The sequence below is a fragment of the Seohaeicola sp. genome, from assembly GCF_048006315.1.
Classification (GTDB): domain Bacteria; phylum Pseudomonadota; class Alphaproteobacteria; order Rhodobacterales; family Rhodobacteraceae; genus Seohaeicola.
Map to the genome: position 1 here is coordinate 353,762 of NZ_CP180350.1, position 20,760 is coordinate 374,521.

17 protein-coding genes are annotated in these 20,760 nt (G+C 64.1%); 4 read left to right on the forward strand and 13 right to left on the reverse strand.

Going from position 1 to position 20,760, the window contains the following annotated elements:
• Positions 1 to 32: 32 nt before the first annotated feature.
• From ACMUJL_RS01870 to ACMUJL_RS01885, 4 genes are read right to left on the reverse strand one after another with little or no spacing between them, the layout of a single operon-like run.
• Complete coding sequence (locus ACMUJL_RS01870; RefSeq protein WP_375570854.1) at positions 33 to 1,538, reverse strand: ABC transporter substrate-binding protein; 1,506 nt, start codon at positions 1,536 to 1,538, stop codon at positions 33 to 35.
• 22 nt (positions 1,539 to 1,560) lie between these two features.
• Positions 1,561 to 2,664 (reverse strand): ABC transporter ATP-binding protein, encoded by a 1,104-nt coding sequence (locus ACMUJL_RS01875; protein WP_375570852.1) that lies wholly within the window; start codon positions 2,662 to 2,664, stop codon positions 1,561 to 1,563.
• Positions 2,661 to 3,653, reverse strand: coding sequence for an ABC transporter ATP-binding protein (locus ACMUJL_RS01880; RefSeq protein ID WP_375570850.1), 993 nt, complete (start codon positions 3,651 to 3,653; stop codon positions 2,661 to 2,663). The genes ACMUJL_RS01875 and ACMUJL_RS01880 overlap by 4 nt, the downstream gene beginning before the upstream one ends.
• On the reverse strand, positions 3,640 to 4,341 hold the full coding sequence (locus ACMUJL_RS01885) for a FadR/GntR family transcriptional regulator (RefSeq protein ID WP_068295045.1): 702 nt from the start codon (positions 4,339 to 4,341) through the stop codon (positions 3,640 to 3,642). Before ACMUJL_RS01885 ends, ACMUJL_RS01880 begins: the two co-directional genes overlap by 14 nt.
• A 286-nt stretch (positions 4,342 to 4,627) precedes the next feature.
• On the opposite strand from ACMUJL_RS01885, the gene ACMUJL_RS01890 reads away from it, so the two are divergent.
• Both ACMUJL_RS01890 and ACMUJL_RS01895 read left to right on the forward strand, forming a co-directional pair.
• Positions 4,628 to 5,611, forward strand: coding sequence for an acetamidase/formamidase family protein (locus ACMUJL_RS01890; protein WP_068295042.1), 984 nt, complete (start codon positions 4,628 to 4,630; stop codon positions 5,609 to 5,611).
• 29 nt (positions 5,612 to 5,640) lie between these two features.
• The gene (locus tag ACMUJL_RS01895; protein WP_416914095.1) at positions 5,641 to 6,402 is read left to right on the forward strand and encodes an SDR family NAD(P)-dependent oxidoreductase; all 762 of its coding nucleotides are present in this window, start codon (positions 5,641 to 5,643) and stop codon (positions 6,400 to 6,402) included.
• Positions 6,403 to 6,409: 7 nt separating this feature from the next.
• Here ACMUJL_RS01895 and ACMUJL_RS01900 read toward each other — a convergent pair whose 3' ends face one another.
• The 9 genes from ACMUJL_RS01900 to ACMUJL_RS01940 all read right to left on the reverse strand — a co-directional run bounded on the left by ACMUJL_RS01900 (position 6,410) and on the right by ACMUJL_RS01940 (position 17,471).
• Positions 6,410 to 6,706: a putative quinol monooxygenase gene (locus ACMUJL_RS01900; protein WP_068295035.1), complete on the reverse strand. Its 297-nt coding sequence runs from the start codon at positions 6,704 to 6,706 to the stop codon at positions 6,410 to 6,412.
• An 18-nt stretch (positions 6,707 to 6,724) separates the two neighbouring features.
• Entirely contained in the window at positions 6,725 to 8,437 is a 1,713-nt protein-coding gene (locus tag ACMUJL_RS01905) for an AMP-binding protein (protein ID WP_375570843.1), read from the reverse strand.
• Positions 8,438 to 8,457: 20 nt separating this feature from the next.
• Positions 8,458 to 10,875 (reverse strand): amidase, encoded by a 2,418-nt coding sequence (locus ACMUJL_RS01910; RefSeq protein ID WP_375570841.1) that lies wholly within the window; start codon positions 10,873 to 10,875, stop codon positions 8,458 to 8,460.
• Positions 10,872 to 11,600: an ATP-binding cassette domain-containing protein gene (locus tag ACMUJL_RS01915; protein ID WP_068295027.1), complete on the reverse strand. Its 729-nt coding sequence runs from the start codon at positions 11,598 to 11,600 to the stop codon at positions 10,872 to 10,874. The genes ACMUJL_RS01910 and ACMUJL_RS01915 overlap by 4 nt, the downstream gene beginning before the upstream one ends.
• Positions 11,597 to 12,640 (reverse strand): ABC transporter permease subunit, encoded by a 1,044-nt coding sequence (locus ACMUJL_RS01920; RefSeq protein ID WP_375570839.1) that lies wholly within the window; start codon positions 12,638 to 12,640, stop codon positions 11,597 to 11,599. The genes ACMUJL_RS01915 and ACMUJL_RS01920 overlap by 4 nt, the downstream gene beginning before the upstream one ends.
• The gene (locus tag ACMUJL_RS01925; protein ID WP_068295024.1) at positions 12,637 to 13,506 is read right to left on the reverse strand and encodes a branched-chain amino acid ABC transporter permease; all 870 of its coding nucleotides are present in this window, start codon (positions 13,504 to 13,506) and stop codon (positions 12,637 to 12,639) included. Before ACMUJL_RS01925 ends, ACMUJL_RS01920 begins: the two co-directional genes overlap by 4 nt.
• A gap of 53 nt (positions 13,507 to 13,559) precedes the next feature.
• Positions 13,560 to 14,807 carry a transporter substrate-binding protein gene (locus ACMUJL_RS01930; RefSeq protein ID WP_375570837.1) on the reverse strand — a complete coding sequence of 416 codons (1,248 nt, stop codon included), beginning with the start codon at positions 14,805 to 14,807 and terminating at the stop codon, positions 13,560 to 13,562.
• Positions 14,808 to 14,867: 60 nt separating this feature from the next.
• Positions 14,868 to 16,502 carry a flotillin family protein gene (locus tag ACMUJL_RS01935; RefSeq protein ID WP_375570835.1) on the reverse strand — a complete coding sequence of 545 codons (1,635 nt, stop codon included), beginning with the start codon at positions 16,500 to 16,502 and terminating at the stop codon, positions 14,868 to 14,870.
• Positions 16,503 to 16,817: 315 nt separating this feature from the next.
• Positions 16,818 to 17,471 carry a hypothetical protein gene (locus ACMUJL_RS01940; RefSeq protein ID WP_375570833.1) on the reverse strand — a complete coding sequence of 218 codons (654 nt, stop codon included), beginning with the start codon at positions 17,469 to 17,471 and terminating at the stop codon, positions 16,818 to 16,820.
• A gap of 299 nt (positions 17,472 to 17,770) precedes the next feature.
• Between ACMUJL_RS01940 and ACMUJL_RS01945 the strand changes: the two genes are divergently transcribed.
• Complete coding sequence (locus tag ACMUJL_RS01945; RefSeq protein ID WP_416914096.1) at positions 17,771 to 18,703, forward strand: TAXI family TRAP transporter solute-binding subunit; 933 nt, start codon at positions 17,771 to 17,773, stop codon at positions 18,701 to 18,703.
• 66 nt (positions 18,704 to 18,769) lie between these two features.
• On the forward strand, positions 18,770 to 20,686 hold the full coding sequence (locus ACMUJL_RS01950; RefSeq protein WP_416914097.1) for a TRAP transporter permease: 1,917 nt from the start codon (positions 18,770 to 18,772) through the stop codon (positions 20,684 to 20,686).
• Positions 20,687 to 20,760: the final 74 nt, after the last annotated feature.

The window sequence follows — 20,760 nt, forward strand, 5'->3', positions numbered from 1 at the left end:
CCACGCCAGCAGGCTGCACCCCTTTGGCCGAGTCACTCCATCGTGACGCCGGACAGGCGGATCATTCCATCAGGATAGGCCTGGAAGCCATTGATCTTGTTGGACATCGACCAGAGCCAGGTCTGGTGATACAGGTAGATGATCGGCAGTTCCTCGCGCAGGATCACATTGGCCGCGTCATAGCTTGCCTTGCGTTCTGCCACATCGGTCGAGGTGCGCGCCTTGTTCAGCAGGGCGTCGATCTCTTCCATGCAGAACTTGCTGTCGTTCAGGCCACCGGCACAGGTCATGAAGGAATGGATGTTGCCATCCGGGTCCGTCCGGCCAGACCAGCCCACCTGCGTCGCGTCATAGTTGCCCGCAGACTGTTCCTGCAGCATGGTCGCGAATTCCGTGGCCTTGATCGAGATGTCGATCCCCGCTTCCGCCGCCATCGCCTGCACGACCTGCATCAGCTGCAGCTGCACCGGGTTGTTGGCGGCCTGGATTTCCACCTTGATGCCATCCAGCCCTGCTTCGGCCAGCAGCGCCTTGGCCGCATCCACATCGCGCGCGGGTACCGGATTGGTCTGGTCATACCAGGGCGAGGTCGGCGGGAACGGCTGGTTGCCCGCCGCGTAGACGCCTTCGAACACGACCTGGTTGATCACCTCGCGGTCGATCGCCAGCGACAGGGCCTGGCGCACGCGCTTGTCCTTGCCGAACGGGGTTTCCGAGCGCGCGCCGTTGTTCACGTTCACGGTGATGCCCTGGTAACCAAGGCTTGTCGCCGCCGAGAAGGCCAGGTTGCCATCGGCCTTGACGCCCGCCACATCGGAGGGTGCCAGGCGTTCCAGCATGTCCAGATCACCCGAGCGCAGGTTGGCCAGACGCACGGTGGTGTCCGGGATCGGCAGGAAGATCAGCCGGTCGAAGCTGTAGCTGCCCGCGTCGTAATGCTCGGCGAATTTCTCCAGCACGATACGGTCCTGCTGGATCCGCTCGACGAACTTGTAGGGGCCCGAACAGACCGGGCTATTGGCCAGCTCAAGACCTTTTTCGGCGGCCGCGGTCGGCGAAACCATCATGCCCGCGCGGTCGGACAACTGCGCGATCAGCGTCGCATCGGGGTTCTTGAGGTTGAAGGTCACCTCGTAAGCGCCTGTTGCAACGACGGTTTCCACCGAAGATAGTTCGGACTTGCGGCGGCTTTCGGGAAGCGTGGTGGACCGCTCGATATTCGCCACGACCGCTTCGGCATTGAAGGGTGTGCCGTCATGAAACAGCGCATCCTCGCGCAGCTTCATGGTCAGGGTCTTGCCCTCGTTCGACCATTCCCAGGATGTCGCCAGTTCGGGAATGAACTGCAGGTCCGGTGTGATGTTCACCAGCTTGTCGCAGAGGGATTCGAACACGATCCGCCCCACGAAGGTCCGCGCCTGGTCGGTATCCAGCGCATCGGGGTCTTCCTGCAGGCCGATCCTGAGATCGGCGGCTTGGGCGGCGCTTGCCATAGCGACCGACGCCAGAAGCGTGGTCATCAGCTTTCTTATCGTCATGGGGTGGTCTCCTTGCTGTTGGTCAGTTGTTCTCGTGAGTGTGGTCGGACTGATAAAAGGGTGCGCCTGCGCCCCCTTGCGACGCGGCGCGGTACAATGCGAAACGCGCCTCGGCGGCGGGGCTGCGGCGGGATGCGCGCGCCAGCGGCAGATCGGGCGCGGGCAGCGTGTCGTGATGATGGCAGGCCACCTGGTGGTCCTTGCCCTCCAGCACCGGGCGCGCGGTGCGGCACAGATCGGTTGCATGCGGGCAGCGCGTGTGGAACTTGCAGCCCGCAGGCGGGTTGGCAGGTGACGGGATATCCCCGCCCAGCACCTTGCGCCCTGCGGCGCTGCCGGGCACGGGCACCGGAATGGCCGCCAGCAGGGCTTGGGTGTAGGGATGGCGGGGTGCCGTGAACAGATCCTCGGTCCGGGCCAGTTCGACCACTTCGCCCAGATACATCACCGCGATCCGGTCGCTCATGTGGCGGATCACGGCCAGGTCATGGGCGATGATGACAAGGGTCAGGCCGAATTCCTCTTTCAGGTCTTCCAGCAGGTTCACGATCTGCGCCTGCACCGACACGTCCAGCGCCGAGACAGGCTCGTCCCCGATCACCAGCTTCGGCTCCGAGGCCAGCGCCCGCGCGATGCAGATCCGCTGCCGCTGCCCGCCCGAGAATTCATGCGGATACCTGTCCGCCATTTCAGGGCGCAGGCCGACGCGGGCCATCAATTCGGCCACCCTGCGGCGCCGCGCACCCGCGTCCAGCCCGGTATGCAGCCGCAGGGGTTCGCCGATGATCGTCTCGACCGTCATGCGCGGGTTCAGCGCGGAAAACGGATCCTGAAAGATGAACTGCAGATCGGACCGCAGCGACCGCATGGCCCCCGCGCCCAGTTGCGTCAGGTCCTGCCCTTCGTGGATCACGCTGCCTTCGGTGGGATCGATCAGCCGCAGGAGCAGCCGCGCCAGGGTGGACTTGCCGCAGCCGCTTTCGCCGACAATGGCAAAAGTCTCGCCGCGCCGCACCTGTAGCGACACCCCATTGACAGCGTGGATCGTCGTCGACTTGGCGAACAGCCCGCCGCCCTGGGTGAACCGTTTGTGCAGATCGACCGCTTCAAGAATGATGTCGCTCATGCCGCCCCCACCATCGTGTCCAGCGGCGCACGCAGGCAGGCGACCCGCTGACCGCCCCCCATGTCCGACAGGCCGGGCCGCGCGGCGCGGCAGGCGTCCTGCACGAAGGGGCAGCGTGATGCAAAGCGGCAACCCTGCGGCATGGCCGCAGGCAGGGGCACCGCGCCCGGAATCGTCAGAAGCCGCCCCTGACGGCCCGCGATCGCCGGCATCGACCCCATCAGCCCCAGCGTATAGGGATGCTGCGGCTCGTCGACGATCCGGGCCACCGGCCCGCTTTCCACGATCCGGCCCGCATACATCACCGCCACGTCATCGGCGATTTCGGCCACGACGCCCAGATCATGCGTGATCATCAGCAGCGCCGCCCCCGTATCGTCCTGCAATTCGCGCATCAGGTCGAGAATCTGCGCCTGAATGGTCACGTCCAGCGCGGTCGTCGGCTCATCCGCGATCAGCAGTTCGGGGTCATTGGCCAGCGCCATGGCGATCATCACACGCTGGCGCATCCCCCCCGACATCTGGTGCGGATAATCATCCAGCCGCCTTTCGGCGGCCGGCATCCGCACCTTGCGGAACATCTCAAGCGCGCGGTCGCGCGCCTCGGCGGGCGTGCAGCCCTTGTGGCGGCGCACGGCCTCGGCCACCTGATGGCCCACGGTGAAGGCCGGGTTCAGGCTGGTCATCGGCTCCTGAAAGATCATCGCCATGCGGTTGCCGCGCAGATCCTCGATCTGGGGTTCCGGCAGGTCCAGCATATCACGCCCGTCAAAGCGCACGGCACCCTGCGTGACGCTGGCCGCGCGCTTGGGCAACAGTCCCATGATCGCCAGCGAGGTCACGGATTTGCCGCAGCCGGATTCCCCCACAAGGCAAAGGGTCTTGCCGCGTTCGATGGAAAAGCTGACGCCGTCGATCAGGTCCACGGGCTGGCCGCGAAAGCGGATCGACAGGTCGCGCACGTCAAGGACGGGATCAGGACGCGTCATCAAGCGCCTCCAGCGAGGTCATCCTGAGGATACCATCGTTCAGCGCCATGATATGCGTCCGCATCGCGGCACCGGCGCGCACCGGATCATGATCGGCGATGGCATCGACAAGCTCGCGGTGCTGGCGCGCGTAGACGGCCAGATTGGCGCGGCTGCGGGCGCGCTCACGCAGGGACCGCCAGGCCTCGTCATGGCGGGCACGGTCCATCGAGTCGAAGATCATCAGGAAAAAGCGGTTACCGGCGGCGCGGGCAATCTCGCGGTGCAGGGCGGAATCCCACAGTTCGCGGGAATCCGCATCGTCCGAGGCGTCAAGCCGCACAAGGATGTCGCGCATCCGGGCCACATCCGCCGCCGAGGCGCGCAAGGCCGCAAGCTGGGCCAGCTGCGGCTCGACCCTCAGGCGCACCTCCATCACCTCGGTGAAATTCGCCTCGGTGGCGGGGCCTTCCTCCAGCGTGTCGGGGCGCGGGCCTGCGAAGGTGCCTGCCCCCTGCTTGCGCCAGACCAGCCCCTCGGCCTCCAGCACCTCGAGCGCGCGGCGCACGGACCTTCGGCTGATCCCCAGCGTTTCGGCCAGCTGCCGCTCGGTCGGGATGCGGCTGTCGCCCGTGGCCGGAACATCCCGCAACACGGCGCGCAGACGCTCCAGCGCCAGAGAGGAGTTGTCGTGACCGCGGTCGGACATGGCGAACCTTTATGAACCAATTTGGAATGGTTACATTGATCTTCATCCACGCCAGCAGCGCAAGGAAAAAACTCGGTCCCTGCAAGATTGGCAAGTTTCGCAAATAATCCACGATATTTTGCCTATTATTTGATCAGGGGCATCCGGGATTGACGGGATAGGTGGCCGGTGGCGAACTAATCCACCGATTCCTTTCCTCAATTGGTCCGATTCGTGTCCGGGGCTATTGCCAAGCATCCGGCAGGCTTTACTGTGAGGACAAACAAACAATCGGGAGGTTCCTGAAATGACTTGGCTTGCATCATCCGTGATGGGGCGGCGCGGCGTCGCGCAGGCCCGCGAGGGCGCGCATCACCACCTGTCCGAGGCGGCGCAAGGCGCCTATCATTATGTCTATGGCCCCTATGCCGATCCGGTGATGCGCATCGCGCCCGGCGACGTGGTGGCGGTGGAAACGCTCGATGCCTTCGGCGGTGCCGTCAAGACCGAGGACGACCTGCCCTCCAGGGTGCTGAACATGCCCTTCGTGAACCCGCAGAACGGGCCCATCGCCGTTGAGGGTGCGCAAAAGGGCGATGTGCTGGCGGTTTATATCAAGGACCTTCTGCCACGCGGCCCGCAGCCTGCGGGCACCACGGCGCTGATCCCCGATTTCGGCGGGCTGGTCGCGTCCAGCCTTACCCATCTGAACGCCCCCATCGCCGAGCGCGTCAAGAAGATGGAAGTCACCCCCGATGGCGTGAAATTCTCGGACCGGATCACCCTGCCCTACGAGCCTTTCGTGGGCACGATGGGGGTATCGCCGGAACTCGAGGCGATCTCGTCGCTGGTGCCCGACTATTACGGCGGCAACATGGATCTGCCCGATGTGGCCCCCGGCGCGGTGATCTATTTCCCCGTGCAACGTGACGGCGGCTATTTCTTCATCGGCGATTGCCACGGCCGGCAGGGCGATGGTGAACTCTGCGGTGTGGCCGTGGAAATCCCCGCCACCGTCACCGTGCAGATCGACCTGATCAAGGGCTGGTCCATTCCCGGCGTGCGGCTTGAGACCGAGGATTTCATCATGGCCGTGGGCAGCGCCCGTCCGATGGAGGATGCAGCACGCATGGCTTACCGCGACCTGATCCGCTGGATGGTCGATGACTACGGGTTCGAGGAATCCGAGGCCTATTTCCTTGCGACACAGGCCGGCAAGATGCGCGTCGGGAACATGGTGGACCCGAAATATTCGCTGGGCGCCTCGATGCTGAAGAAATACCTGGCCTGAGTCCGGGCAGAACAAGGGAGAATGACAAGATGGATCTGGGATTGAAGGGCAAGCGCGTGCTGGTCACGGGCGGCACGAAGGGGATCGGCCTGCATTGCGCCGAGATTTTCGCCGCGGAAGGCGCGGCCGTATCGGTCTGCGCGCGTGACGCAACTGGCGTGACCGCCACGGTCGAAGCGCTGAAGGCCAAGGGCGCAAATGCCTTTGGCCGCGCGGTTGATGTATCAAACGCCCATGCGCTGAAGGCATGGGTGCAGGACAGCGCCGCGGCCCTGGGCGGGATCGACATCGTGGTGGCGAACGTCTCCGCGCTGGCCGTCGCCGATGACGAGGCCGCGTGGCAGGCAGGATACGAGACCGACATGATGCATTCGGTCCGCCTTGTGAATGCCGCGATGCCCTGGCTGGAAAAGTCGGATGCGGCGTCGATCACGCTGATTTCCAGCGTATCGGGGCGCGAGGTCGATTTCACCGGCCCCGCTTACGGCGCATTCAAGGCCGCCCTGGTGCATTACGCGCAAGGTCTGGCGATGAAGCTTGCGCCAAAGGGCATCCGCGCCAATACCGTCTCGCCGGGCAATACCTATTTCGACGGCGGCATCTGGCAGTCCATCGAAAAGAACAACCCCGACCTGTTCGCAGAGGCGCTGGCGATGAACCCGATGGGCCGTATGGCCCGCCCCGAGGAAATCGCGCGTGGCGTGGTATTCCTTGCCTCGCCCGCGTCCAGCTTCACCAGCGGCACGAACCTTGTCGTGGACGGTGCGCTGACCAAGGGTGTGCAGCTGTAAGGCGCTGTTACTTTTCGAAGACTTCCGGCCCTGTCACAACGGTGGCGGGGCCGTCCAGAAACGCGCCCGCCTCGGCGAAAAAGCCCTGCGAACCCGCACCATTGTTGTGCCGGTTCATCGCTGCCTGGTCGGCAAAGCGTTCATGGGTGACGAAGAGGCAAGGATCATCAGCGCTTTGCGTGACGAAAAAGCTGGCCGTACCGGGTTCATGCGCGCGGACGTAATCGCCTACGGTTTGCAGCGCCGCCTTCACCTTGTCCTCATGTCCGGGCTTGGCCCGCAGGATCGCTGTCAGGGTGAACATCGGTCTTTCCTTTCCTGATCAGCCGGTCAGGCCCAGTTCCGCCATCATCTTGTCGCGCATCACGAATTTCTGCGGCTTGCCGGTCACGGTCATCGGCATCTCTGCCACGAAACGGATGTAGCGCGGCACCTTGTAATGGGCGATCTTGCCACGGCACCAGTCGCGCAGCGCATCCTCGGTCATGCTGGCACCGGGGCGCAGGATCACCCAGGTTGCGACCTCTTCGCCGTATTTGGGATCAGGCAGACCAAAGACCTGCGCCTGCGAAATATCGAGATGGGTGGTCAGGAAGTCCTCGATCTCGGCGGGATAGACGTTTTCGCCGCCACGGATGAGCATGTCCTTGGACCGTCCCGTGATCCGGCAATAGCCCTCGGCGTCGATGGTGGCCAGATCCCCGGTATGCATCCAGCCGCGCCGGATCGCCTCGGCGGTGCGTTCGGGATCGTTCCAATAGCCCTTCATCACAAGGTAGCCGCGCGTCAGCAATTCACCCTGCTGGCCCACCGGCAGCGTATGCCCGTCCGGTCCCACCACCTTGCATTCGGCATGGGGCTGGATGCGCCCCACGGTGGACACGCGCCGGTCCACCGGATCATCCACGGCAGACTGGAACGAGATCGGGCTGGTTTCCGTCATTCCGTAACCGATGGTGATCTGGCGGCAATGCATCCGCTCCATCACGCGGCGCATCAGGGGTTCGGGGCATGGCGCGCCTGCCATGATGCCCGTGCGCAGGCTGCGCATGTCGTAACTGTCGGACTCGGGGTGATCCAGCATCGCCTGGAACATCGTCGGCACGCCGTGCAGGGCAGCGCAGCCTTCGGCGTCTATGGCGGCCAACGTGTCGCGCGCGTCAAAGGCCTCGCCCGGAATGACCATCTTCGCGCCATAGGAACAGGCCGCCAGATTGCCCAGCACCATGCCGAAGCAATGGTAGAAGGGCACCGGGATGCACAGCCCCTCGCCCGGTTGCAGGCGCATGGCGCGGGCGGTGGAGATGGCGTTGTTGACGATGTTGCGGTGGCTGAGGGTTGCGCCCCTGGGCGCGCCGGTGGTGCCGGATGTGAACTGGATGTTGATCGCATCATCGGGATGCAGGCTGGCGCTGATCGCGTCCAGCCGCGCGCGCACCGCGCGGTTGCCCCGCTCCATCAATTCCTCGAAGGCCAGCGCGCCTGGCCGCGGCTTGGGCCCCATCTGCACCACGCTGCGCAGTTTGGGCAGGCGTTTGGCGCGCAACCGGCCCGGCGGGCATGTGGCCATCTCGGGGGCCAGTTCCGCCAGCATTCCCATGTAATCCGATGTCTTGAACTGTGGCGCCACGATCAGGCAGGACACGCCCGCCTTGTTCAGCGCATAATCCAGCTCGGACGTGCGGTAGGCCGGGTTGATCGTCACAAGGATCGCGCCGATGCGGGCGGTGGCGAATTGCGCCAGCAGCCATTCGGGACGGTTCGGGGACCAGATGCCGACGCGGTCGCCCTTGTAGACGCCGATGGACAGCAGCCCCGCCGCCAGACGGTCGATCAGCCGCGCGAATTCGTCATAGCTCCAGCGGTCGCCGGTCTGACGAAACACCGCCGCCGTTCTTGGGCCATGCCGGCGCACCACCTCGGCCAGAAAGGCGGGGATCGTCGCCTCGATCAGCGGGCGATCCGTGGCGCCCGCCACATGCGACAGCCCGTTTGCAGGGCGGATGCCCGGCCGCGATGTGACCCTTGCCGACATGTGTCCGTTCCAGTCCCGTCTTACATCTTGCGCCAGTCGCCGGCCTGTTCGAAGGCACCCGCCGCGCGGTAGATCGTGCTTTCCTCGTAGCGCCGCCCGACCAGCTGCAGACCGATCGGCAGACCGTCGGACATGCCGCAGGGGATCGACATGGCCGGATGGCCGGTGACGTCGAAGGGCGAGGTATTGGGCAGCATCTCGAACGCACGCTGCGTCCACAGCGCCAGCGGCGCATCGGCGGGCGGCAGGGGCGTGGCCTTCATCGGCGTGGTCGGCATCAGCAGAAGGTCGTAGGAGGCCAGCACCTTGTTGTATTCCTCGCGCAACTGCCGCGACAGGTTCTGTGCCTTGGCATAGTAGCGCCCGCGCGTGTGCTTGAGGTGATACTGCCCCACGAACATCGAGATCTTGAGCGTGTCGGAAAGTTCATCCGCCCGGCTGCGCCAGTTGGAATGATAATCCAGCAGCGAGGTGGTATAGAGGCCTTCCCAACCGGTACCGAACCCGTTGCCCAGCATCATCTGGTTGGTCAGACCCTCCAGCCCGATGGGCGTCCAGATCGCGGGGCCGTGCAGGTGCCACGGGATCGAAATCTCGTCCACGGTGGCGCCAAGGCGGCGGAACATCTCGGCGCCGGCGCGGACGGATGCATCCACATCCCCCTCGGATTGGGGATGACCGAAACCTTCCTTGACGACCCCGATCCGCAGGCCCGACACACCCCGGCTGACCGAGGCGGTGTATTTGTCGGTGCGCACGTCATACTGGCGCGGGTCCAGCCCGTCGGCCCCGGCGATCACCTCGAGCATCAGGGCGTTGTCCATGACGGTCTGTGTCATCGGCCCGGTATGGTCGATCGTGGTCTCAATCGGCATGATCCCCGAATAGGGGACAAGACCATGGGTCGGTTTCATCCCGTAGACACCGCAGAAGGACGCGGGCATGCGGATCGATCCGCCCTGGTCGCCGCCGATGGCCATGTCGACCAGCCCCGCCCCCACCAGCGCGCCCGACCCCGAGGATGATCCACCCGCTGAATAGCCGTGCTTGTGCGGGTTGTGCACCGCGCCCGTGGCATTGGTATGGCTGCCGCCCGAGAGGCAGAAATATTCGCAATGCGCCTTGCCCACGATGGTCGCCCCCGCATCCAGCAGGCGCGTCACGATGGTGGCGTCGATATCGGGTGTATATCCCTTGAGGGTGGAGGCGCCGTTCATCATCGGCACCCCGGCAAGGCAGACGTTATCCTTGAGCGCGATGGTCCGCCCCAGCAAAGGCCCGCGCGGCGCGCCCTTGATCTCGGTCTTCACGTACCATGCGTTCATCGGGTTCTCGTCCGGCGTCGGCCGGTACCCCGAGGTGCGCGGATAAAGAACCGGGGGCAGGTAATCGGGCAGCGCGTCCACGATGTCATAGGCGTCAAGCGTGCCCTGCATCACATCCAGGAATTCCTGAACCCGCTCATCCGACATGTTCATGCCCAGTTCGGCCACGATGGCCTTCATCTGCGACAGGGTTGGGCGCTGGACGGTCATGTAAGACATCCTTTCTTGCAAGGGTGCGGGGGCGGCGGGTCTGTGGGCAGGCGTGGATGCGCCGGGTCGCGGCGACGTGGCGGATGCGCCGGGTCGCGGCGCCGGGGCTGGCGGCGGTGCGGCCGGGCTGGACTTGTCCCGCGAAAAGGCCGCCATACCGCCGGTTGCGGGCTTGGCCGATTTGCCGCCCCCGGCCCCCAGGCCGGTGAATTCCTCAATCAGGGCGGGATCAGCGGCCTCCGAGCCCGACACCTCGCCCATGATCTTGCCCTTCTGGATCAGCAGCACGCGATCCGACAGGGCGGTGATGAAATCAAGGCTCTGCTCGACCAGAACGATGCTCAGCCCCTCGCGGCGGTTGAGTTCCTTCAGAAGGTCGATGATCTCGTCGATGATCGAGGGCTGGATTCCTTCCGTCGGCTCGTCCAGCAGGATCAGGTCCGGCTCGGACACAAGGCAGCGGGCCAGTGCAAGCAATTGCTGCTCGCCCCCCGACAGCGCGCCGCCGTCCCGTTCCAGCAGGCGTTCAAGACGCGGGAAATCCGCCAGCACCCGGTCGATGGCGCTGTCCTCGTCCAGATCATGGGCCGCGATCCCCATGCGCAGGTTGTCGCGCACGCTGAGATTGGGGAAAATCCCCCTGCCCTGCGGCACATAGCCGATGCCAAGCTGCGCGCGCCCCGATGACCGCTGGCGCCCGATATCCTGTCCGTCGAAAGTCATGCTTCCGCCCGAGGCCGGGATGATCCCCATCAGTGTCTTGAGCAGCGTGGACTTGCCCATGCCGTTATGGCCAAGGATGCCCAGGATCTCGCCATCGTTCACCGACAGGTCGATGCCATGCAGAACGGGCACGCGGCCATAACCGGCGCGCAGCCCCGAAATCTTCAACAGCGCGCTCATGCCCGATGCCCCAGATAGACTTCGCGGGCGCGCTTGTCGGCGGAAATCGCCTCCATCGTGTCCTGCATCAGGATGCGTCCTTCATGAAACAGCGTCACAGTGCGCGAGATCATGCGGATGAACTGCATGTCATGCTCCACCACGATCAGGGCCGAGGTCTTGTTGATCTCCTCGATCAACTCGGCGGTTCTGTAGGTTTCCTCGTGGGTCATGCCGGCGGCGGGTTCGTCCAGCAGCACCAGCCATGGCTCTGCCGCCACCACCATGCCCAGTTCGACCCACTGACGCTGCCCATGCGCCAGCCGCCCCACCAGGGTGCGGCGGATATCGCCCAGCTTCAGACGCTCGATGGTTTCGGCCGTCAGCACCCGGGCGCGCGCATCGCCATGCCAGCGCCGCGCGGACAACCAGATGTTTTCCTCGGCGCTCAAGCCGTCGAAGACATTGGGCACCTGCGTCTTGATGCCGACGCCAAGGCTTGCCACCTGAAAGGGTTCGGCGCCCGTCATCTCCTGCCCGCGGATCAGCACCTCGCCCGAGGTGGGCACAAGCTGCCCCGTCAGGCATTTGAAAAAGGTCGATTTGCCCGCGCCATTGGGCCCGATCAGGCAGCGCAATTCCCGGTCGAACAGGGTGAAATCCACTTGGTCCACCGCGCGCACACCACCGAAATGCATGCACAGGTCACGGGTCTCGACCACCACATCGCCTCGTTGCCGTGTCATTGCGTGCCCTCCGCCCGGCTGCCGCGCCGCCGCCGCGCCCGCGTGGGCGCCTTCTTGCGGCGCGCGTTGACCCAGTCGATGATCGTGGGGGCGACGCCCTTGGGCACCAGCAGCACGAAGATGATCAGGATCACACCCAGCACCAGGTTGTTGTTCAGAACGGTCTGCCCGCCAAGCGCCGAGGTCAGGTAGAACAGCGCGAAGGTGGCGCCCACCGGCCCGATCAGGGTGCCGCGTCCGCCCACGATCACCCAGATGATCGTCAACGCCGCATTGTACAGGTTGAACACATCCGGGGTGATCCGCCCCACGCCGTTGCAGAACAGAACGCCCCCGATGGCCGCGATCCCAGCGCCGATGGTGAAGATGCCCAGCTTGTAGGCGCGAATGTCATAGCCCAGAAGTTCGGCGCGCAGCTCGTTCTCGCGGATTGCCACGCAGACGCGTCCGAACTTGGTGTTCACCAGCCAGCCCGCGAAGACATAACACAGGATCAGCGCGGCCATCGCCACATAGAAGACCTGTTCGGGAAACAGAAAGGACGTCGGGTTCCACGGCAGGTTGATGGGTGGCGAGGATACGCCGTTGAACCCGCCCAGCAGCGCATTGCCGATCTTGTATTCCGGCCCCGATGTGCGCCGGATCAGCGAGAAGAAGATCAGCGTCACGGTCAGGGTGATCACGCCCAGGTAGACGTCGGACACCCGCCCATAGAATATGAAATACCCAAGGGCCGCGGCAAAGGCCGAGGTGACCAGCACCGCCATCAGGATCGCCCAGGTCGATCCGCCGAAGTTGATCGCCGAGATGGTGTAGACATAGGCGCCCAGCCCGAAGAAGGCGACCTGCCCGAAGCACAGGATGCCGCCATAGCCCCAGATCAGCGCGAGGCTCAGCGCCAGCACGGCAAGCGCGATGGCCGTTGTCAGGTTGATGATGGTGAAAAGCTGCAGCACGCTGGGGGCTGCGAACATGAAGATCACACCCAGCAGGGCATAGACGAAGGTCGGGCGCATCTGGCGCAACATGCCGCTGTTCATAGCGATTTCCGGAAGAAGCGGCCGGTGATCCCGCGCGGCATCAGGCGCAGCAAGATGATGGCGGCCAGAAGAAGCGCGATCTCACCGAAGGTGGATCCCGCGATGAACGAGAAGACGCCGTTGATCCCGCCCAGCAGGATCGAGCCTGCGGTGGTGCCCGCAAGGATCGCCGATCCGCCCGAGATCACGGTGATGAAGGCCTTGGCGATATAGGTGGCCCCGATCGTGGGCAGAACGCCCGTCATCGGCGCCAGCAACCCGCCCGCAAGGCCGGACACGGCCGCGCCCAGCCCGAAGGTGATCATGTAGATCCGGCTGGTCGACACCCCCAGCGCCGAGGCCATCTCGGCATTCTGCATGGTGCCGCGCGCCAGCAGGCCCAGCTTGGTGAACCGCAGCGTCAACCAGACCCCGAACAGCAGCACGATGGTCACGACGACAAGGAACAGCTCGTAACCGGATGCGGAATAATCCCCGATCCGCACCACGCCAAGCGGCGGCGAGACGGTCGTTCCGGTCGAGGCCCCGAAGATCGAGGTGACGATCCCCACCAGCAGCAGCGACAGGCCCCATGTTGCCAGCAATGTGTCCACCATGCGCCCGTAAAGCCAGCGGATCAGCAGGCGTTCGACGATCACGCCGATGATCCCGACCACCAGCGGCGCGAGGATCAGCATGGAGACCCAGATGTTGATCCCGGCATTGGTGGCCACGACGACCGTGTAGCCGCCCAGCATCAGGAATTCGCCATGCGCAAGGTTGATGACCCGCATCATGCCGAAGATGATCGCCAGACCGAGGCTGATCAGCGCGAGGTTCGAGATCACATAGATCAGCTGGAACAGGACGGCGACGACAAGATCCACGTAAGGCGCTCCGAGGCAAGGGGGTCCGGCCCGAAGGCCGGACCCGCATTGTGTTATTCGATCCCGGCTGCAGCCAGACCGTTTTCGAACAGGAAGGTGGACTGATCGGGATTGGCCACCAGGTCACAGACAAGCTGCGTATCCGCAGGGGGCTGGGCCTCGTAGCTTTCCACGATATTCCACTTCTGGTCCTTCAGATCGCCGATATAGACGTTCATGTTGCAGTGGTTGGTCTGCGGATCGACCGCCACGGCGCCAGAGGGTCCGTTGTAGGACAGCCCCGAGCGCAGCGCCTCGATCACCGGGTCGCGGTCGGGCGTGCCGGCCATCCTCACCGCCTCGGCCCAGAGCATCGCGCCCTCATAGGACCGCACGGCCAGTTCGTTCATCACCGGACGGCCCGCGCCCAGACGCGCCTCGAGCCGCGCGAGGAACTCGGTGTTGGTCGGGTTGTTCGCGCCCTCGAAGTAGGAATAGGACGCGATGATGCCGTCGCCTTCCTCGGCCGAGATCAGGGTCTGCTCGTTGCCCACCCCGAAGGTGGTCGAGGCGATCGGGATTTCCTTGTTCATGCCCGCCGCAGCATACTGGCGGTAGAAGGACACATGCGCGCCGCCGACCAGTGCCGAGATCACGAAATCGGGCTTTGCCGTCTGGATCTTGTTGATGGTCGGGCCGAAGTTGGTGACATCCAGCGGGAAGAATTCCACATCCAGCGTCTCGCCGCCGTTTTCCTTGACGAAGCGCTGCATCCACTGCGCGGTGATCTGACCATAGTTGTAGTCAGCCGCGACGATGTAGACCTTCTTGCCCCATTTGTTCATCGCATAGGGCACGACCTTGGCCACGGTCTGCGCCGGGGTCGATCCGGTGCAGAAGGTGTTGTAGTCGCACACACCGCCCTCGTACTGGGTATTGTAGAAATAGAGGGTCTTGAAGCGCGCCAGCGTCGGGCGGATCGCCTCGCGGCTGGCCGAGGTGATGCCGGCATGAACGGTATGGGCCCGGTCGCCTGCGGCGGCCTGGGTGGCATACTGGGTGTAGAACTGGATCGTCGACTGGGCGTCATACAGTTTCAGTTCAACCTCGCGGCCCAGAAGGCCACCGGCGGCATTGATGTCGTCGATCGCCATCTTGGTGGTCTCGGCCATCGGTGCGCCATAGATGTCGAGGCCCCCCGAAAGGTCAAGGATCGAGGCGAAGATGATCTTGTCGCTACCCTGCGCGCGCCCGATGATCGGGGCCGATGACAGGGCCAGTGCGGAAGATCCGGCAAGAAAACTCCTACGCGAAAAAGTCATGGCAGTCTCTCCTGTTGGGGTTGTGACGGATGCAGTCTGCGTTGCACGCCCTTGATCGCATCAGTCCTTGGTGTCGGACGTTTTGCCGTCCGTTTTCGTGGCGCGGGATGACCCGCTGCTGCGGCGGTCCAGTTGCGAGGTCACGCCGCGCACACCGTCCCCGATGTTCATGCCGACTTCCTCGCCCAACCGCTGCACGGCCGGAAGCTGAAGCGCCATCGACAGCACACCATCGACCAGCTGGTTGACCGTGCTGCCATCGCCGCCACCGCCCTCGCCACCCGAGCCGCCCGAATGGCCCATGCCGGTGATGTGGTTGATGCGGATGCTTTCGATCTTCTCGGCGGGCTTGAGCATGCGCTCGACCACTTCGGGAAGGGTGCGGATGCGCGCCTCGTCCAGCTTCATCGCCATCAGTTCGCTGCTTTGCGCATTCTCGGCCTCGATCACCGCGGCGCGGCCCTTGGCCTCGGCCATCAGTTTTGCCTTCTGCGCCTCGGCACGATCCAGCATGGCCTTTGCCTCTGCCTCGGCCATGGCCAGCATCGTGCCCACTTCGGACCGCACGCGGGTATCGTCCACCTCGGCCTGTTCGGTGGCGCGGATCAGCGCCAGCACCTTTTCGCGGTCGGCTGCGGCCTGTTCGCGGATGGTGCGCACCTTCTCTTCGGCCTCGGCCCCGGCGGCGGTGGCGGCAATCGCCTCGGCCTCGGCATGGGCTTCCTCCACACGTTTGGCGGCAAGGCGCACGGCATTCTCGGTCTTGGCAAGGGCGGTCGCCAGTTCGGCGGCAAGGCTTTGCTCGCGCAGTTCGCGATCCTTGCTGATCTCGGTCAGACGGACCTCGCGCTCACGGGCGATGCGCGCGGCCTCGCGCCGCTTTTCGGATGTCGCCTGTTCCTCGGCAGTTTCCGCCATCGAGCGCGAGCGCGCAATCTCGATCTCGCGCTGCTGGGTGATCATCGCCTCTTCTTCCTCGCGGCTGATCGTCAGCTTGCGCTTGGTGGCATCCAGCTGGCTTTGGCGCACGGCCACTTCGGCATCGGCTTCGATGACGGCGCGTTCCTTCTTGTTGACCGCGATGATCTCGGCCAGACGGCGCATACCCAAAGCGTTGAAGGCGTTGTTTTCATCCAGAGCGTGGAACGGCGTCTGGTCGATCCGGGTCAATGACACGGATTCCAGCAAAAGACCGTTCTGCGCCAGATTGTCGGTCAGAACCTCGGACACTTCACGGGCATAGCCTGCGCGATTGTCCTGCAATTCATCCATCGTGTAGCGCGCGGCAACCGACAGCATCGCGTCGACCAGCTTGCCCTCAAGGGTTTCGGCCAGATCGGCCGAGCGAAAGGATTTGCCCGCCAGCGCCTGCGCCGCCGTGGCGACACCTTCCGCACTGGCCCGGACACGCACATAGAATTCCGCGCCCACATCGACGCGCAGACGATCCTTGGTGATGATGGACTTCGGCCCAAACCGCTCGATCTCGAGCTTGGTGGTGCGCATGTTAACTTCGGACACCTTGTGCAGGAAGGGCAGCGCAAGACAGCCGCCGTCCAGCACGACCCGCTGCCCACCGGCACCGGTCCGCACCAGGCTGACCTCTCGGGTGGCCTTGCGGTAATAGCGGTTCAGGAAAAGGATCACCAGGATCGCGAGGACAACCGCAACGATCAATGTCACAAATACCGTCATTCCGTCTTCTCCAGTGCCTTGTCGATTGTCACGCCCAAGGGCGTATCCAATGATCCTGCTGCCCGATCAGAGACTCAGCCAAACATATGTTTGTTAAGTAGCCCAAGCCTAGGCCTCTGACGAAAAATCTGTCAACACTCGTGATTGGAATTATTTGACGCTACGGCAATCAGTTCCGCGCTGGCAAGCCTCATCGAGCCGCCGTTGCATCCTCACCAAGCTCTGCGAACCGCACAGACATCAATCCGGCCACACCGGAAAAAATGTTTGCAAGACAACAAAAAACCCTTGGTTCCTTGGCTCCTCAGGCGGCTCTCAGTTGCAGGAACGAGCGATGACGCCAAGCCCGATCTTCAGCGCCTCGACCATGTCATCCAGATTCATCGAGGCCAGATCAGCCCGCTGATGAATTTCAAGGCGGCTCTCTTTCGCCACTTCGTTAAGCAGCTCTGCCACCTGTGCGGGCAGATACGGAAGATGGATAAAGCCGGAAATTGTATCGGGGTGATTCCGTATGCAATGGTGTAGCGAAATATAGGTGGTGGCGTTGCACAGATATGTGCCGGCACTGCCCGATTGGCGGCATGGCCGCCCCGAGGACCGGATCGCCTCCTGCATCGCATCGGCGGGCAAGCTGGTCAGATAGCCGTCCGGCCCATCATCCACCACCTTGCCGTTTTGGCGATGGCCGGCATTGTCCGCCAGTTCGAACCATGACCAGTTGGCGGCCATCCGTTCGATCCGGATCATCGGCTCGCCCGGCCACAGGCCCAAGGACACGATCGCGCGGGGGCGCAGGGTGTCGATCAAGGCCGGAAGGTCGCGCCTGACCTTGAAAAAGTCCACGGGCAGGCCCTGCCCCTGCACCGCCATGCCACCGATGGTCATGCCATCCAGTGCTTGCGCGACCTGCTCGGACGGGTTGGCACTGCGGCCTGCATAGCTTTGAAAACCGGTCACGAGGATCATGGCCTTTTCCTTGTCCAATGGCGGCATCGCCTGCCGTGACGGCGGGGCGACGGGCGGTGAGGCACCTTGCGCGATCCTGACGGCAATCATGCACCACAGGCAAGCCCCCGCGATCCCCCGCACGTGGCGGGCTGCGGCCAGTTGTCCTTTGATGTTGTAAATATATTTGACAAGCAAAGCGTCCTCTGTTGGAGTGCAGCCAATGGACATGGCCGGAAGGAGACTGGCCGTTCAGAACAAGCAATCCCGCGCTGGCAATGCCACGCTCGCGGAGACGATGCGCTTACAGGGAGGAACCGATGCGTAGAATTCTTTTGACCGGTGCGGTCGCAATGGCGGCTGTGGCAGGACAGGCCAATGCACAGCAGATCAAGATCATGACCGGCCCGCAGGGTGGATCGTGGTACCCGCTTGGCGGCGCGATCCAGTCGATGCTGTCGGATGACGGCATCAGCGTTCAGGTGCTGCCGGGTGGCGGTGTCGCCAACGCGCAGGGCGTGCAGGGCGGCCAGACCGATCTGGCCTTCGGCAACTCGATCTCGGTGGTGGACGCGCTGGAAGGCCGCGCGCCCTTCGAGGGCAAGGCCGACAACATCTGCCTGATGGCCACGCTCTATCCGCAGTATTTCCAGATGGCGACCCCCAAGGACAGCGGCATCGCCGCGGTCGAGGACCTCAAGGGCAAGCGGATCACCACACAGCCCGTGGGCAATACCGCCGAACAGGTGATGCGCGCCATCCTGCAGACCGCAGGCCTGAGCTACGAAGACATGCGCAGCGTCGACTATGTGTCCTATTCGGATGGCGTGGGCCTTGTGCAGGATGGCAATGCCGACATGTTCAGCGCGGGCACGACCGCGCCCGCTTCGGCGATCATGGACCTTGCCAATTCGACCGACATCACCATGATCCCGCTGACCGAGGATTTCATCGGCAAGATGCGTGACACCATCAACCCCGGCTATGCCTCGCTGACCATCGCGGCGGGCACCTATCCCGGACAGGACAGCGATGTGACGGCCGTGGGCTACATGACCCAGCTGATCGGCCGCTGCGATCTGGACGATGCCGTGGTGACCGCCCTGATGACCAACCTGTGGGAATTGCGCGGCGACATGGCCACGATCAGTGCCGCGATGCGTGACATCACCCTCGAGAAGATGATGGACCCGGGCGGTGTGCCGCTGCACGCAGCCGCCAAGGCCTTCTACGAGGCGAACGCGGGCAAATAAGCCCGGTCGACCGGCGGGCCGCCATGCGCGGCCCGTCCCTACCCCTTTTTCTGGCGGATGAACGCGATGCAGGCACTTGATGTCTGGCTCCGGCGCCTGACCGTTGCGGTCGCGGTGTCAATGAGCCTTTTTCACCTTTATGTGGCCTGGTTCGGCCCCCCCAACGCCTTTACCTTGCGCGCGACCCATTTCGGCTTTGCGATGGCGCTGGCCTATCTGGCACTGCCCATGACGGCGGCGCGGCGCGGCAAGGCACCGGGTTTCATCGACATCGCCTTCATGTGCGCGGCGCTGGCCGCGGCCAGCTATCCGTTGATCAACCAGACCTATTTCAACACGCGCATGGCCTATGTGGGTCCTGTCTCGGTGATGGATCAGGTCTTTGCCGTGATGATGATGGTCACCATCCTCGAGGCGACACGCCGCGCGATCGGCTTCATCCTGCCGCTGACCGCGCTGATCTTTCTGTCCTATCAGGTGTTCTTCACCCAGGCGGACCTCGTGCGGTTGCTGGAATATCAATACATGACCACCGATGCGCTGTTCGGCGTGCCGGCGCAGGTCTCGGCCACCTATGTGGTGCTGTTCGTGATCTTCGGCGCGATGGCCGAACGGTTCGGTATCGGCAAGCTGTTCATGGATTTCGCGCTGGCACTCACGGGCCATGCGGCGGGCGGCCCGGCCAAGGTGGCGGTCGTGACATCGGGCCTTTTCGGGTCCGTGTCAGGCTCTGCCGTGGCCAATGTGATGACCACCGGCACGTTTTCGATCCCGCTGATGAAGCGCATCGGGTACCGTCCGCAATTCGCGGGCGCGGTCGAGGCTGTGGCATCGACCGGCGGGCAGATCATGCCGCCGATCATGGGGGCCGCCGCCTTCGTGATGGCCGAATTCATGGGGGTCAGTTATCTGACGGTGGCGGGCTATGCGCTGCTGCCTGCACTTCTGTATTTTCTGGCCGTCTTCCTGGCCGTGCATTTCGAGGCGCGCAAGCGCGGCATGAAGGGCCTTCCCAAGGCTGATCTGCCACGTGTCGGTAAAGTCCTCAAGGACGAGGGGCATCTGTTCCTGCCGCTGGTGGCGATCATCGGCATGCTGATGAGCGGCTATTCCGCCCCCTTCTCGGCGCTGTGCGGGATCCTGTCGATCCTGCCCGTGGTGATGATGCGCAAGACCACCCGTCACGAGGTCACGCTGCCCAAGGTGATCGAGGCGCTGGAATCCGGCGCGATCAATTCGGTCGCGGTGGCGCTGGCCTGTGCCACGGCGGGCATCGTGATCGGCGTGATCGCGCAGACCGGCCTCGGGCTGACCTTCACCGGTCTGGTCAAGGCGGCGGCGGGCCAGCAGCTGATCTTCGCGCTGATCCTGACGATGATCGCGGGTATCGTGCTGGGCATGGGGATGCCCACCACCCCCGCCTATATCGTGCAGGTGGCGCTGCTGGTGCCGGCGCTGGTCAACATGGGCGTGTCGATCCCGGCGGCGCATATGTTCGTCTTCTACTACGCGATCCTGTCCGCGATCACGCCCCCCGTGGCCATCGCTGTCTATGCTGCCTGTGGCATCGCACAATCGCCGGTCATGGCGACGTCGTGGATGGCGGTGCGGCTGGGTCTGACCGGCTACATCATCCCCTTCATGTTCGTCTTCGGACCCTCGCTGCTGATGATCGGCACCTGGACCGAGATCGTGCTGACCGCTTTCAGCGCCACGATGGGGGTGACATTCCTTGCGGCGGGTCTGGCCGGGTTCCTGTTGCGCCCCACCGGATGGCTGGCGCGGACCCTGCTGGTGGCGGCGGCGCTGACGCTGATCAATCCGGGGCTTCTGACCGATGTGATCGGCCTTGCGCTGGCGCTTCTGGCCCTGCTGATCAACTCGCGCGAACGCTCGGACGCCTGGGACGAGGAAGCGGATGCCCCCCGCGTCAGCCTTGCCGAAACCCTCAAGGCCGAGGCCGCGCAACGCGCCAAGCGCTAAACGGCAAGACGCTATCCAAAACGACAAAGCCGGAGGGTCTCCCCTCCGGCTTTTTTCGTGGCGTCAGGGCAGCG

Excerpts from the sequence above, each read along its gene's own strand:
- ACMUJL_RS01935 (WP_375570835.1), bottom strand. The coding sequence starts at position 16,502 with ATGACGGTATTTGTGACATTGATCGTTGCGGTTGTCCTCGCGATCCTG.
- ACMUJL_RS01940 (WP_375570833.1), bottom strand. The coding sequence starts at position 17,471 with ATGATCCTCGTGACCGGTTTTCAAAGCTATGCAGGCCGCAGTGCCAAC.
- ACMUJL_RS01915 (WP_068295027.1), bottom strand. The coding sequence starts at position 11,600 with ATGACACGGCAACGAGGCGATGTGGTGGTCGAGACCCGTGACCTGTGC.
- ACMUJL_RS01905 (WP_375570843.1), bottom strand. The coding sequence starts at position 8,437 with ATGTCGGCAAGGGTCACATCGCGGCCGGGCATCCGCCCTGCAAACGGG.
- ACMUJL_RS01945 (WP_416914096.1), top strand. The coding sequence starts at position 17,771 with ATGCGTAGAATTCTTTTGACCGGTGCGGTCGCAATGGCGGCTGTGGCA.
- ACMUJL_RS01900 (WP_068295035.1), bottom strand. The coding sequence starts at position 6,706 with ATGTTCACCCTGACAGCGATCCTGCGGGCCAAGCCCGGACATGAGGAC.
- ACMUJL_RS01920 (WP_375570839.1), bottom strand. The coding sequence starts at position 12,640 with ATGAACAGCGGCATGTTGCGCCAGATGCGCCCGACCTTCGTCTATGCC.
- ACMUJL_RS01890 (WP_068295042.1), top strand. The coding sequence starts at position 4,628 with ATGACTTGGCTTGCATCATCCGTGATGGGGCGGCGCGGCGTCGCGCAG.
- ACMUJL_RS01875 (WP_375570852.1), bottom strand. The coding sequence starts at position 2,664 with ATGAGCGACATCATTCTTGAAGCGGTCGATCTGCACAAACGGTTCACC.
- ACMUJL_RS01880 (WP_375570850.1), bottom strand. The coding sequence starts at position 3,653 with ATGACGCGTCCTGATCCCGTCCTTGACGTGCGCGACCTGTCGATCCGC.
- ACMUJL_RS01870 (WP_375570854.1), bottom strand. The coding sequence starts at position 1,538 with ATGACGATAAGAAAGCTGATGACCACGCTTCTGGCGTCGGTCGCTATG.
- ACMUJL_RS01910 (WP_375570841.1), bottom strand. The coding sequence starts at position 10,875 with ATGAGCGCGCTGTTGAAGATTTCGGGGCTGCGCGCCGGTTATGGCCGC.
- ACMUJL_RS01895 (WP_416914095.1), top strand. The coding sequence starts at position 5,641 with ATGGATCTGGGATTGAAGGGCAAGCGCGTGCTGGTCACGGGCGGCACG.
- ACMUJL_RS01930 (WP_375570837.1), bottom strand. The coding sequence starts at position 14,807 with ATGACTTTTTCGCGTAGGAGTTTTCTTGCCGGATCTTCCGCACTGGCC.
- ACMUJL_RS01885 (WP_068295045.1), bottom strand. The coding sequence starts at position 4,341 with ATGTCCGACCGCGGTCACGACAACTCCTCTCTGGCGCTGGAGCGTCTG.
- ACMUJL_RS01950 (WP_416914097.1), top strand. The coding sequence starts at position 18,770 with ATGCAGGCACTTGATGTCTGGCTCCGGCGCCTGACCGTTGCGGTCGCG.